Source organism: Streptomyces sp. NPDC001668 (assembly GCF_042893155.1).
Lineage (GTDB): Bacteria > Actinomycetota > Actinomycetes > Streptomycetales > Streptomycetaceae > Streptomyces.
Genome location: NZ_JBIAUQ010000004.1, coordinates 732,412 through 745,698 on the forward strand (window position 1 = coordinate 732,412; position 13,287 = coordinate 745,698).

At 73.1% G+C, this 13,287-nt stretch carries 11 protein-coding genes; 10 read left to right on the forward strand and 1 reads right to left on the reverse strand.

The features are described 5' to 3' along the window. Position 1: 1 nt before the first annotated feature. The gene (locus tag ACFYZ8_RS16640) at positions 2-1,705 is read left to right on the forward strand and encodes a hypothetical protein (RefSeq protein ID WP_388533223.1); all 1,704 of its coding nucleotides are present in this window, start codon (positions 2-4) and stop codon (positions 1,703-1,705) included. Positions 1,706-1,710: 5 nt separating this feature from the next. Further along, the gene (locus ACFYZ8_RS16645; protein WP_388533226.1) at positions 1,711-3,546 is read left to right on the forward strand and encodes a hypothetical protein; all 1,836 of its coding nucleotides are present in this window, start codon (positions 1,711-1,713) and stop codon (positions 3,544-3,546) included. 16 nt (positions 3,547-3,562) lie between these two features. Here the strand turns inward: ACFYZ8_RS16645 and ACFYZ8_RS16650 are convergent, their stop codons facing one another. Next, complete coding sequence (locus ACFYZ8_RS16650) at positions 3,563-4,204, reverse strand: nucleoside/nucleotide kinase family protein (RefSeq protein WP_359029190.1); 642 nt, start codon at positions 4,202-4,204, stop codon at positions 3,563-3,565. Between the two features lie 95 nt (positions 4,205-4,299). On the opposite strand from ACFYZ8_RS16650, the gene ACFYZ8_RS16655 reads away from it, so the two are divergent. The 8 genes from ACFYZ8_RS16655 (at position 4,300) to ACFYZ8_RS16690 (ending at position 13,203) form a co-directional block, all read left to right on the forward strand. Then, positions 4,300-4,692, forward strand: coding sequence for a nuclear transport factor 2 family protein (locus ACFYZ8_RS16655; protein WP_388533786.1), 393 nt, complete (start codon positions 4,300-4,302; stop codon positions 4,690-4,692). A 43-nt stretch (positions 4,693-4,735) separates the two neighbouring features. Then, entirely contained in the window at positions 4,736-5,473 is a 738-nt protein-coding gene (locus tag ACFYZ8_RS16660) for a beta-phosphoglucomutase family hydrolase (RefSeq protein ID WP_388533228.1), read from the forward strand. Next, a complete protein-coding gene (locus ACFYZ8_RS16665) occupies positions 5,470-7,824 on the forward strand; it encodes a glycoside hydrolase family 65 protein (protein WP_388533230.1) in 2,355 nt (784 codons plus the stop codon). Before ACFYZ8_RS16660 ends, ACFYZ8_RS16665 begins: the two co-directional genes overlap by 4 nt. Before the next feature lie 131 nt (positions 7,825-7,955). Beyond that, a complete protein-coding gene (locus ACFYZ8_RS16670) occupies positions 7,956-9,443 on the forward strand; it encodes a hypothetical protein (protein ID WP_359029187.1) in 1,488 nt (495 codons plus the stop codon). Next, on the forward strand, positions 9,440-10,381 hold the full coding sequence (locus tag ACFYZ8_RS16675) for a lysylphosphatidylglycerol synthase domain-containing protein (protein ID WP_388533233.1): 942 nt from the start codon (positions 9,440-9,442) through the stop codon (positions 10,379-10,381). The genes ACFYZ8_RS16670 and ACFYZ8_RS16675 overlap by 4 nt, the downstream gene beginning before the upstream one ends. A gap of 74 nt (positions 10,382-10,455) precedes the next feature. Continuing rightward, positions 10,456-11,310, forward strand: a complete 855-nt coding sequence (prcB, locus tag ACFYZ8_RS16680; protein WP_388533236.1) for a proteasome subunit beta — start codon at positions 10,456-10,458, stop codon at positions 11,308-11,310. Positions 11,311-11,441: 131 nt separating this feature from the next. Continuing rightward, a complete protein-coding gene (locus ACFYZ8_RS16685) occupies positions 11,442-12,692 on the forward strand; it encodes a HoxN/HupN/NixA family nickel/cobalt transporter (protein ID WP_388533238.1) in 1,251 nt (416 codons plus the stop codon). 46 nt (positions 12,693-12,738) lie between these two features. Further along, positions 12,739-13,203: a Clp protease N-terminal domain-containing protein gene (locus ACFYZ8_RS16690; RefSeq protein ID WP_388533240.1), complete on the forward strand. Its 465-nt coding sequence runs from the start codon at positions 12,739-12,741 to the stop codon at positions 13,201-13,203. The last annotated feature ends 84 nt before the right edge of the window (positions 13,204-13,287 follow it).

Below are 13,287 nucleotides of genomic sequence, written 5' to 3' on the forward strand. Positions count from 1 at the left end.
CTTGCCCGCTCCGATCGACCACGAGTTCGTCCGCGCGGCAGCGCTCGCCGCCGACGGGTCGGCCGACCCGTCGGCGGAATTCATCGAGCCGCACCGCGCCCTGGCTCGGCGGGTGAAGACCCTGGTCGCGGCGTACCGTTCCCCGGACTCGGCCCTGCACGGCAGCGAACGGGCCGTCGCCGCCGCGCTGACCCACCTGCGTGCCCTGCGGGCCGTCCAGACCGGCACCGGCCTCTTCGCCGGCGGCGACAACGTGCAGTCGCCGCCGGACTCCGCGTTCACCGTCAACGACGTGTGCGACGCGCACGTCCTCGCCGCGGGCGCGGGGCCCGAACTGGCCGACGTCACGGCGGCGCTCGCCGAGATCGCCGACGCCGCCACCGAAAGCCTCCTGACCGGTGGGGTGCACACCCCGAACCACCGCTGGGAGCTGAGCGCGGCGCTGGCCCGGCTGCACCGGTCCTTCCCCGACGACCGGCTGCTCCAGCGCGCCGAGGAGTGGCTCGCCGAGGGCGTCGACATCGACGCCGAGGGCCTGTACTCGGAACGCAGCGCCGTCTACGCGTCCCACGTGACCAACCCGTCGCTGCTGTTGCTGGCCGAGGTGCTCGGGCGTGCCGACCTGGTGGACGCCGTCGAGCGCAACCTCACCGCGACCCTGGACCTGATCAGGCCGGACGGCACGGTGGAGACCGTCCACTCGCGCCGCCAGGACCAGAAGCAGTCGTTCCCGCTGTGGCCCTACCTGCCGCACTACCGGCTGCTCGCGATCCGCACCGGCCGGGGCGACTTCGCCCGCGCGGCCCGCCTGGGGGCCGCCGGCGGCATCCACGACCCCGACCTGCTCGCCCAGACCCTCCTCACCCCGGATCTGGCCCGCGCCCTGCCGTACCCGGACGCGGAGCAGCTCCCGCGCGACCGGTACCTCCCCACCGCACGCCTCGCCACACACGCCTCGGCCACCGCGCACACCGTGGTGTACGGCGGCTCCGACGTGCCCGAGCACCGGCGCATCCGCTCGGGCCTCGCCTGCAACCCCACCTTCCTGCGCCTGTTCGCCGGCGCCGCCGTCCTCGACGCCGTCCGGCTCTCGCGCGGGTTCTTCGACCTGGGCCCGTTCCGCGCCGCCGACATGGAACAGCTCGCCGGCCACCGCTACCGGCTCACCCAAACCCTCACCACCGCCTACTACCAGCCGCTCCCCAAGGACCGGAGGCGCGACGACGGCGCCTACCGCCTGGTGGACGAGGGCCGCTTCTCCGCGGCGATGGCCTTCCCCGACCGCCCGCAGGACGAGGTCTCCCACACGACCCGGGTCGAGGTCGACCTGCGGGAGGACGGGGCCGATCTGCGGATCGACATCAGCGGCCCGGCGGTGCCCTGGGCCCTCGAACTGACCTTCCGGCCGGGCGGCGAGCCGCAGGGTGCCGTACCGCTCGCCGACGGAAGCTGGTGCCTGACGACCGAGCCGTTGACCTACCGCGTCGGCGACGACGAGATCCGGGTCGAGGCCGCCGTCGAGACGGGCGCCCCGCTCGCCGGACCGGACCGGAGCGATGTACTGCGCTATGACCCGGGGCAGGACTACACCGTGGCGGCCGGCACCGACGCGACCACCGGGAACCGCGTCTACCTCGGTGGGCACGGCCCGCACACCCTGACCGTCGCACTGCGCGCCAAGTCCGTCTCAGGCACGAAGGACTGATTCCCGTGTACCTCCCCCGCCAGCTGGCCCCGCTGCACGACCTGCCGGACACCCCGCAGGCCTACGACGCCGTCCTCGCCGACGTCACCGAGCAGGCCCTCGCCCGGCTGACGCCCGAGGGCAACCTCGAACACCCCGACTGCGTCGACGACATCGGCGACACCTCCCTCGGCATCACCTCCCTGCTCGCGTTCGCCTGGCAGCGGAGCAAGGACCCGAGGCTGCCGGAGGCCGTCGGCCGCAGCCTCGCCTTCCATCTGCGCGAGCGGGTCTACACCGACGACAACCCGGGCTACCCGAACCTGAAGCTGCGCAACTCCGGTCTGCCGTACGCCCGTTACACCCTCGCGGCGGGCGCTCACCCCATCGGGGACTGGCCGAGCACGGTGTGGGCGCTGCTCCAGGCGGTCAACGTCCTCGACGCGGCGGAGGGCCTGGTCGAGGACGGACAGCGCGCCGAACTCCTCGACCTGGCCCGCGGATACTGGCGCTGGCTGACCGAGGCGACCTTCTTCAACCCCCAGGAGGCCGGCAACCAGGCGATCGGCTGCGTCGTCGGCGGCCTGATGCTGGCGGCCCATCTGCCGGACCCGGAAGCCGATTCGGTGCGCGGGCGGGCCCTTGAGCTGTACCGGGACGAGATCCGCGCCCACCGCGTCGAGGACCGCGGCGCGGCCCTGCCCCCCGAGCACGGCGGCGCCTACGACAACAACTACGGCCCGATCTCCCTGTCCTTCCTCGCCCAGGCCCACCGGATCAGCGGCGAGGAGATCTTCGCCGAGGACGGCGACACCCTGGCCCGCTACATCGACGCCCGCCTGACGGGCGGCGGCTTCGACAACGGCGGCCCGCGCTACAGCGAGCAGCACTCCGCCTTCGAGTCGGTCCTGGGCCTGCGCTACTTCGGTGCCCGCATCGGCGCGGACCTCGGCCGCTACCGGGGCGACACCCGCTGGGGCCGGCACGCGGTCAAGGAGGACGGGGGAGTGGACGGCCACTTCGCCTGGATGCTCGTCTGGCAGATCCAGGACACCACACCCTGGCACCGGGAACCGTCCACGACGACCGCCCGCCACCAACTGCGGGCGGGCACCGTCTCCGTGGCCTTCGACAGCAGGATGACCCCGGCGGTCGTCGAGGCGGCGGGCACCTACTACCTGCCCGCGGCCGTCAACCGCCAGCACGGCTTCGGACCGGTCGTCGACGGCTTCGTGCTGTGCCGCCCCATGGGCGAGGTCCGGGTGCGGGACACACGCGCCGACGGCCTCGCGGCCAAGCTGGTCACCAAACCGGTCGTGGGCCGCGACCACGTCCTGCGCCACATCCAGTCCCTGTACGTCACCGACGGCACGAGCCTGTGGACCACGGTCTGCGTGGAACGCCTGCCCGGCACGCCCTACCTCCTGGCCGGGCTGCCGTACGCCGAGGACGACGGCGACCGGGTGCGCCGGACGGCCGAGGGCGAGGTGACCTCCGTGGGCACCCTGCGGCTGACCCACCCCGAGGCGGAGGGTGCCGACCACTTCGACGCCCGCTCGCCCATGACCCAGGAACAGGCCGCCTTCGCGCTCGCCGCCGACCCCCGCGGCTACGGCAACCCCGACGAGGGCTGGCGCCACCTGGTCAGCTCCACGGCCCTGGAGGCGGACCCCGCCCCGGACGCCCCGGACGACCTGCACGCCTTCGCCGTGCGCTACGGCCCCGGCAGCGCCCCGCTCACGGCGGCCTTCGCCCGCGACGGCGCCGGACTGACGGTACGCACCGAGGCGTTCACGGCACGGATCGGCGACCCGGCGGGTGACGCACAAGGAGAGCCGGAACTGACGCTCTCCGCCTGCTGAGGCACGACAAAGAGCGTCACGCGTCCACGCGCGGCAGCGCCGACACCGGTACCAGAAGGTCGGCCCGCTCCCGGGTCGCCGCCACCAACTCCGCGTTGCGCTGGTCCGAGCGCGTCACCCAGGCCACCGCCTCGTCGTGGGACTTGCCGAACTCCTCGTGCCGGGCGACCAGTCGGCGCACCCGCTCGTCCTCGTCCAGCTCGCAGAACCACACCTCGTCCAACTGCGGCCGGACCCTGGGCCACACCAGCAGATAGTTGCCCTCCGTCACGACCAGACGGGCGGACGGCAGGACCGGGATCGCTCCGGCGATCGGCTGCTCCAGGACCCGCTCGAAGCCCGGCGCGTACACGACGTCGTCCGTCTCCTCGCGCAGCCTCCGCAGCAGCGCCGCGTACCCGGCCGCATCGAAGGTCTCCGGCGCCCCCTTGCGGTCGCGCAGCCCGAGCCGGTCCAGCTCCACGTCGGCCAGGTGGAAGCCGTCCATCGGGACGTGCGCCACCCAGGGTTCGCCCGAGCCGTTCAGCGTCCCCACCAGCCGCTCGGCGAGGGTCGTCTTGCCCGCGCCAGGGGCGCCGGCGACACCGAGCACGGTCCGTCTGCCGGGCACGGCGAGGGAGCGGGCGCGGGTCACAAGGTCGTCGAAGGTCAGTGGCACACGCCGAGTCTGTCATTCGAGGACTTCAGGTCGGCCAGGCACCCTGGATGGGGAAGGGGGAGAAAGGAGGGCACGCCGTGCTCCACGACTCGGACATGTCCGACGAGGCGCGGATCCGCGCCCTCATCACCCGGTGGGCCGCGGCCGTCCACCGCGGCGATCTCGCCGGCGTGAGCGCTGACCACGCCCAGGACATCGTGATGTTCGACGCGGCGTCACCGCACCACGGCATCCGTGGCCTCGCCGCCTACCGCGCGGCCTGGCCGCCCCTGTTCGCGTGGCAGGCTCAGGGAGCCCGCTTCGACATCGAGTCCCTGCACATCACCGCGGGCACGGATGTCGCCTACGCGCACGCCCTGGTGCGCTGCGCCACCCCGGAGGAACTCGCCGCGCACCCCGGATTCCGGCTCAGACTCACCTTCGGTCTGCGCAAGGAGCGCGGCCGCTGGCTGGTGGCCCACGAGCACCACTCGTTCCCGCACGACTGAATCCACCTGTTGACGAAGCCAAAGCCTGGGAACCGTGTCCTGTATGACGGAGCTCGGTCTACCCGAAGAAATCAAGGCCTGCCTGTTCGACCTCGACGGGGTCGTCACCAGGACGGCGGTCGTGCACGCGGCCGCCTGGAAGGAGATGTTCGACGCGTTCCTGCGCGCACGCGAGGGCGAGCACTTCCGCCCTTTCGACGACAACGACTACGACGAGTACGTCGACGGTCTGCCGCGGGCCGACGGTGTGCGCACCTTCCTCGCCTCCCGCGGCATCGAACTGCCGGACGGGAACGCGGACGACCCGCCGGGCGCCGAGACCGTCCACGGCCTCGGGAACCGCAAGAACGCCCTCGTCCTGGAGAAGATCCGCACCGACGGCGTCGAGGCCTACGACGACACCCTGGCCTACATCAGGGCGGCCCGCGCCCGGGGACTGCGCACCGCGATCGTCTCCTCCAGCGCCAACTGCCGCGACGTGCTGCGCGCGATCGACGCCGAGGACCTCTTCGACGTACGCATCGACGGCGTGGTCGCGGCCGAGCGCCGGCTGCCCGGCAAACCGCGCCCCGACACCTTCCTCGCCGCCGCCGCCGACCTGGGCCTGGACGCGCCCCGGTCCGCCGTCTTCGAGGACGCCCTGGCCGGCATGGACGCCGGCCGCGCGGGAGGCTTCGGATACGTCGTCGGGCTCGACCGGGTCGGGCAGGCCGACGCCCTGTACGAGCACGGCGCGCACATCGTCGTCAAGGGCCTCGCCGAGCTGGGAGGACCCGCGTGATCACCCAGCGCTCCTACACCGTCGAGCCCTGGGCCGTCCGCGAGACCTCCCTGAACCTCGACGTGCTCGCCCAGAGCGAGTCCGTGTTCGCCCTGTCCAACGGCCATGTCGGCTGGCGCGGCAACCTCGACGAGGGCGAACCGCACGGCCTGCCCGGCTCCTACCTCAACGGCGTCCACGAACTGCACCCGCTGCCGTACGCCGAGGCCGGCTACGGCTATCCGGAGTCCGGCCAGACCGCCATCAACGTCACCAACGGCAAGATCGTGCGGCTCCTCGTCGACGACGAGCCCTTCGACCTGCGCTACGGCCGTCTCGTCACCCACGAGCGCACCCTCGACCTGCGCCGGGGCGTCCTCGAGCGGTCCTGCGAGTGGATCTCGCCGGCGGGATCGCGGATACGGGTGCGCTCGACCCGGCTGGTCTCGCTCACCCAGCGGGCGGTGGCCGCCGTCGCCTACGAGGTGGAACCCGTCGACAGCCGCACCCGGGTGGTGATCCAGTCCGAACTCGTGACCAACGAGAGCCTGCCGGGGTCGAACGGCGACCCGCGCGCGTCGAAGGTCCTCAAGTCGCCGCTGGAGCACGAGGAGGGCTTCGCCGACGGCACCCGGCTGCGCCTGGTGCACCGCACCCGGAACAGCGGACTGCGGGTCGCCGTGTCCGCCGACCACGTGATCGACGGACCCGAGCGCACCACCACGAGCAGCGAGGAGACGGTGGACCTGGCCCGGCTGACCGTCACCTCCGTCCTGGAGCCGGGACAGCGTCTGCGGGTGGAGAAGCTGGTCGCCCACGGCTGGTCCGGAGCCCGCTCCCGGCCCGCGATGAGCGACCAGGTCGACGCCGCCCTGGCGGCCGCGGCCCACAGCGGCTGGGACGGACTCCTGGACGAACAGCGCGGCTACCTCGACGACTTCTGGGCCCGCGCCGACGTCGAGGTCGACGGCGACGAGGAGATCCAGCAGGCCGTCCGCTTCGCCCTCTTCCATGTCCTCCAGGCGGGCGCCCGCGCCGAACAACGGGCCATCCCCGCCAAGGGACTGACCGGTTCCGGCTACGACGGTCACGCCTTCTGGGACACCGAGACCTTCGTCCTGCCGCTGCTCACCTACACCGAGCCGGGCGCCGTGGCCGAGGCCCTGCGCTGGCGGCAGAACACGCTGCCCGCCGCCCGCGAGCGCGCCGCGCAACTGGGCCTGAACGGCGCCTCGTTCCCCTGGCGGACCATCGAGGGTTCCGAAGGATCGGCGTACTGGCCCGCCGGAACCGCCGCCTTCCACGTCAACGCCGCCGTCGCGGACGCCGTGGTGCGCTACGTCGAGGCCACCGGCGACCTCGACTTCGAACGCGACACCGGTGTCGAACTCCTCGTGGAGACGGCCCGGTTGTGGCGCTCGCTCGGCCACCACGACCACCACGGCGTCTTCCACATCGACGGCGTCACGGGCCCCGACGAGTACAGCGCGGTCGCCGACGACAACACGTACACCAACCTCATGGCCCGCGCGAACCTGCTCGCGGCCGCCGACGTCTGCGCCCGCCATCCGCGGCAGGCCGCCGCGCTCGGCGTCGACGACGAGGAGAGCGCCGCCTGGCGGGACGCCGCCGAGGCCGTGCACATCCCCTACAACGACGAACTCGGCGTGCACGAACAGCACGCGGGCTTCACCCGCTACCAGCACTGGGACTTCGACGCCACCCGCGCCGACCAGTACCCGCTGATGCTGCATTTCCCCTACTTCGACATCTACCGCAAACAGGTCGTCAAGCAGGCGGACCTGGTGCTCGCGATGTACCTGTGCAGCGGCTGGTTCGAGGAGTTCCACGACGAGGAGCAGATCGCCCGCAACTTCGCCTACTACGAACCGCTCACCGTACGCGACTCCTCCCTGTCGGCCTGCGTCCAGGCGGTCGTCGCCGCCCGCGCCGGACATCTGTCCCTCGCCTACGCCTACACCGCCGAGGCGGCGCTCATGGACCTCGCGGACCTGGCCAGCAACACCCGCGACGGACTCCACATCGCCTCCCTCGCCGGCACCTGGACGGCGCTGGTCGCCGGGTTCGGCGGGCTGCGGCGCGACGGCGACTCCCTGCGTTTCGCGCCCCGGCTGCCCGAGCGGTTCAGCCGCCTCGCCTTCAACCTCCGCCTCCTGGACCGCTGTCTACGGGTGGAGATAGGCCCCGACAAGGCGACGTACACCCTGATGTCGGGCGCTCCCCTGACCATCCGCCACCACGGCGAGGCCCTGACCGTCAACGGCGACGGCCCGGTCGTCCGCCCCGTCCCGCCCGCGAGGGACCGCCCGGCCCCCAGCCAGCCGCCGCACCGCGGCCCGCGCGCCCGCTGACAGCGAAGACGCGATCCGGACAGGCGCCGCTTGGCCGAACCCCACCCTGCACCCCCCGCTGCCTCGGGTTACTTTGTCCATGCTTTTCGGACGGACGGGTCCCCTCGGCAGACGGGGGTGGAGGGGTGGACATGGCTCACGGGGACAGTGCCTTGCTGGTGGGAGCCGGACGGCGGACGCCGTCGCCCGCCTTCGGCGCGTTACGGCGGGACGGCGGCTCCCGGCCGCTCGCCGCGGTGGCCGCCGCCTTCACCCTGGCCCAACTCCTCCTGGTCCGCCCCGGCATGGGCCTCGGCTGGGACGAGACCGTCTACGTCAGCCAGGTCGGCGTCCAGGCCCCGGCCGCCTTCTTCAGCGCCCCGCGCGCCCGCGGCGTCTCGCTGCTCGTCGCGCCGGTCGCGAGCTGGTCGACCTCGACCGAGCTCCTGCGCGTCTACCTCGCCGTCCTGTCGGGCCTGGGCCTCTACCTGGCCCTGCGCGCCTGGCGCGGCCTCTTCCCGGCCCGTGTCCTCGCCGTCGGAGGCGCCCTGTTCGCCTCCCTGTGGATCACCGTGTTCTACGGCCCGCAGGCCATGCCCAACTACTGGGTCGCCGTCGGCGGGCTGGGCGCGGCCGGCTGCTTCCTGCGGGCCTCGCAGCACCCGAGGGCACTGTGGGGGGTCGTGGCGGGCACCGCGCTCATGGCGTGGATGCGGCCCACCGACGCCGTGTGGGTCAGCATCCCGCTGCTCGTCGCCGCCGCCGTCGGCCGCCGTCCGCGCTTCCTCCTCGCCCTCGTGGCCGGGCTGGTGGCGGGCGGAGTGCAGTGGGTGATCGAGGCGTACGTCAGTTACGGCGGCCTGGCCGAGCGCCTGCACGAGGGCTCCCGGATCCAGGGCGGCCTCGGCCCGCAGTTCGCCGTGGACGACCAGCTGCGCAGCCTCAGCGGCCGGAGCCTGTGCCGCCCGTGCACCGGGCCGCTGCCGGACCCCGCCGTCATGGCCTGGTGGGCGGTGCTCCCGCTGCTGGCCGCCGTGGCACTGGTGGTCGCCGTGCGGGCCGGGCGCGCCCGAGCCACCCTCGTTCCGCTGGCCTGCGCCACCACGGCCGCCGTGCCCTATCTCTTCCTGATCGGGTACGCGGCCCCGCGCTTCCTGCTTCCCGCCTACGCCCTGGTCGCGATCCCGGTCGCCGACGCCCTGTTCCACCTCGCGACCACCCCGGCCGGCCGGTGGCGTCCGGTCGCCGCGGTGCTGCTCGCGATCGGCCTGACCGGCCATCTGGCCGTGCAGTACGTCGTCCTGGAGCGCACGGTGCGCCGCACCACGGCCCATCACCAGGACTGGGCCGACACCGCGGCCGAACTGCGCCGCCTCGGTGTCCGCCCGCCCTGTCTGCTCAGCGGCCACCTGTCGGTCCCTGTCGCGTACTACGCCGGGTGCACGTCGGCCGCGGCCTACGGCCCCAACACCAACAGCAGCGCGTCGGCGATCGCCGACGCGTCCCGCCGTATGCCCGTCGCCGCCCTCACCCGGCCCGGCGGCCGGCCGCCCGCCTACGCCCGCGACTGGCGGACCGTCCCCGCCGCCGCGATGGACATCCACCTCGCCCCGAGAGCGGCCGGGGACGGTTCGCCGTGACGTCCGGGCAGGCCGTCGCCGCCCCCACCCGCAGACGCCTCTGCGGGCAACTCGCCCTCACGGTCGCCGTCCTGACGGTCGCCGGGTGTCTGGCCCGGCGGCACTTGCCCGTGCTGGAGACCGGTGCCGTGCGGCTCGCCGTCGCCGACCAGGGGTGGCTGCTCGCCGCCGGCACGGCCGCCGCCGCGACCTGGATGTGCTCGGCGCTCGCCCAGCAGGGCGCGGTGCTACGGCCCCTGCCGCCCAGGCGCCTGGTGGCCGCGCAGTTCGCCGCCTCCGCCGCTGGCCAGCTGCTGCCCGCGGGGCTCGGCTCCGGCGCCGTCAACCTGCGCTTCCTCATGCGCTGCGGGCTGTCGGCGGGATGTGCGGCGACCGCGCTCGCGGCGAAGGCCACGGTGGGCGGGCTGGTGCGGGCCGCCCTCGTCGCCGTACTCGCCACGGCCTGCCCCGGGGTCCTCGGACTGCCGCGACCGTCGGCGCTGTGGCCGGCCGCCGCGCTAGCTGCTCTCGCGCTCGCCGTGCTCCTGGGGACGGCGCTGCGGCCGCGCTGCCGACGGGCCCTGGCCCGTGTGCGGGCCGACATCCGGGCGATCCACGCGCGCCCGCACCGGGCGGCGGCCCTGTGGGGCGGCTCGCTGGGCTTCGTAGTCCTGCACGCGCTCGTGCTGATCGCCGTCACCCGGGCCGTCGCACTGCCGCTGGCCCCGCCCCTGGTGGCCCTGCTCTACCTCGCCGCGAGCAGCGCGGCCGCCCTGCTGCCCACTCCGGCCGGATTCGGCTCCCTGGACGCCGCGCTCGCCTTCGCCCTCACCGCCTCGGGAGCGCCCGCCTCGGCCGCGGCCTCCGTGGTGCTCGGCTACCGGCTGCTGACCGTGTGGCTGCCCCTCGTTCCCGGCCTGCTGGTACTCGCCGTGCTCGTGCGGCGCGGGGCGCTTTGAGCGCGACCGGTGTTTCCGGTCCCGGTGCTCCTGGTAGGACTTGGGACGTCGGCCCGTGGGCGAGGGGGAGTGCCATGACGTGGAACGAGAACGGCGGACGGCTGGGGGAGGAGTTCTTCACCCCGGGGTCCTCGTCCTTCACCGAGTTCCTGGCGGCCCACCGCCCCGAACTGCTCAGCACCCGCCGTGTCCTGCCCGACGGGGTGCGGGCCGCACCCGGCCAGGTTCCGCACGGCACCACGGTGCTGGCCCTCTCCTACCGCGACGGCGTGCTCATCGCCGGCGACCGCAGAGCCACCATGGGCAACCTCATCGCCCAGCGCGACCTGGAGAAGGTGCACCCCGCCGACGACTACACGGCGGTCGCGTTCGCCGGCACCGTCGGTCTCGCCCTCGACATGGTCAAGCTCTACCAGGTCGAACTGACGCACTTCGAGAAGATCGAGGGCGTCTCCATGACCCTCGACGGCAAGGCGCGCCGCCTGGCCGGCATGATCCGGCAGAACCTCGGCCAGGCCATGCAGGGCCTCGCCGTGGTCCCCCTCCTCACCGGCTACGACCCCTCCGCGCCCGAGGGTGAACGCGGCCGCATCTTCAGCTACGACATCGCCGGCGGCCTCTACGAGAAGACCGGCTTCCACGCCGAGGGCTCCGGATCGCCGTACGCCCAAGGCGCCCTGAAGAAGCTGTACCGCAAGGGACTCGACCGCCGCGAGGCCTCCCTCGCCGCACTCCAGGCGCTCTACGACGCGGCCGACGACGACTCCGCGACCGGCGGCCCCGACATCAACCGCCGGATCTTCCCGATCGTCTCCGTCATCACCGAGGACGGCTTCGAGCGGCTCTCCGAGCCGGAGACCGAGGCCCTCAGCCGCGAGATGGTCGAGCGGCGCCGCACCCGGCCGGACGGGCCGAACGCGACGCCCTGACCGGGCGCTTTCCCGACTCGTGGGGAAGACCTGTCACGGGCTTTACTGCACATGACTTGCAGGTACCCGAGGATGGCACAAGGCTGCTGATCGCGGCCGTACGCACCCCCTGAAGAAGGACCCTCCGCCCGATGACGGTCGCCCCTGACCCCGCTCCGCCCCTCCTCCCCGCCGTCGGCCCCGCGAGGGGTTCGGCATGGCACCGCGTCCGTGGCTCCATGACGCGGCAGGAGTGGGTCAGGGCGGGCGGCATGGCCGCGGTCGTGGTGGCGCTGCACGTGATCGGCTGGGTCACCCTCGTCGCGATCGTCGCCCCGCACCACTACAGCGTCGGCGACAGGTCCTTCGGCATCGGCATCGGCGTGACCGCCTACACGCTCGGGATGCGGCACGCCTTCGACGCCGACCACATCGCGGCGATCGACAACACCACCCGCAAGCTGATGGGGGAGGGGCAGCGGCCCCTGTCGGTGGGTTTCTGGTTCTCGCTCGGCCACTCCAGCGTCGTCTTCGTGCTGGCGCTGCTGCTCTCGCTCGGCGTGAAGGCCCTCGCGGGGCCGGTGCGCGACGACGACTCCCGGCTCCACGACGTGACCGCGTTGATCGGTACGACCGTCTCGGGCGCGTTCCTCTATCTGATCGCCGCGGTCAACCTGGTCGTCCTGGTGGGCATCTGGAAGGTGTTCCGGCGGATGCGCTCCGGCCGCTACGACGAGGCCGCGCTGGAGGAGCAGCTGAACAACCGCGGCTTCATGAACCGCCTCCTCGGCCGGGTCATGAGGTCGATCACCAGGCCGTGGCAGATGTACCCGCTCGGCCTCCTGTTCGGCCTGGGCTTCGACACGGCGACGGAGATCGCCCTGCTGGTCCTGGCCGGGTCGGGCGCGGCCTCCGGGCTGCCCTGGTACGCGATCCTCACCCTGCCCGTCCTCTTCGCCGCCGGCATGTCCCTCCTCGACACGATCGACGGCTCCTTCATGAACTTCGCCTACGGCTGGGCCTTCTCCAAGCCGGTCCGCAAGGTCTACTACAACCTCACGATCACCGGCCTGTCCGTGGCCGTCGCCCTCCTCATCGGCACGGTCGAACTCCTGGGCCTGCTCGCCGACAAGCTGGGCCTGCACGGCCCCTTCTGGGCCTGGATCGGCGGCCTCGACCTCAACCTCCTGGGATTCGTCATCGTGGCGCTGTTCTTCGCCACGTGGATCGTCGCGCTGGTGGTGTGGAAGGTCGGCCGGATCGAGGAGAAGTGGACGATGGTGCCGATGGTGCCGACGGGGCCGGCGGGGCCGGCGGGCGGGGCGCCGACCGAACAGACCGCACCTGTGAGACCGCCCACCGCTCCGGCGGACAAGAACAGCCCGACCGGCTCGCCCTGTTGACGAGCGCCGCGCATCTCTCGGGACGCCGGGCGTCATCCGACAGGCCGTGCAGCAGCGCTTCCACGCACCCCACAAGCGTTACGGCCCCGAGGAGATGTCCCCGGAGCTGCGGGAAGCCATGACCCACGTCAAGCGGGCCGCCGTCCAGCACCGCAACAACCACATCGGCACCGAACACCTCCTGTTCGGTCTCACGGCCGAGCCCGACAGCGCCACCCGGCTGCTGGAGAGCGCCGGCGTGTCCCCGAGCGACGTCCACGACGATGTCGGGGCCCGCCTGACCATGGGCGCCTCCCAGGCGGCCGAGCGGATCGCCTGGACCCCCTACTCCCGCAAGGCGATCGCCCTGGCCGAGGCGCGTTCCGAGGAGGCCGGCGCCGGGCGGATCGGCTGCGACGACCTCCTCGTCGGGCTCGCCCTGGTCGGCCGGGGGTCGCGGCCGGTGTCCTGGAGGACGCGGGATTCAGGCCCTGAACCACTCCGGCCCTTCGGCTTGATCGCTCGTTGGTGAGGGCATGGGGCAGCGTCAGTCGCGGCCGTGGATCGTGTCGGACGGACTGTGGTCGCTCATCGAGCCGCTGCTGCCTGAACCACC

Coding starts and splice junctions, on each gene's coding strand:
- ACFYZ8_RS16655 (WP_388533786.1), top strand. CDS start 4,300: ATGTCCGACGAGGCGCGGATCCGCGCCCTCATCACCCGGTGGGCCGCG.
- ACFYZ8_RS16660 (WP_388533228.1), top strand. CDS start 4,736: ATGACGGAGCTCGGTCTACCCGAAGAAATCAAGGCCTGCCTGTTCGAC.
- ACFYZ8_RS16670 (WP_359029187.1), top strand. CDS start 7,956: ATGGCTCACGGGGACAGTGCCTTGCTGGTGGGAGCCGGACGGCGGACG.
- prcB (WP_388533236.1), top strand. CDS start 10,456: ATGACGTGGAACGAGAACGGCGGACGGCTGGGGGAGGAGTTCTTCACC.
- ACFYZ8_RS16685 (WP_388533238.1), top strand. CDS start 11,442: ATGACGGTCGCCCCTGACCCCGCTCCGCCCCTCCTCCCCGCCGTCGGC.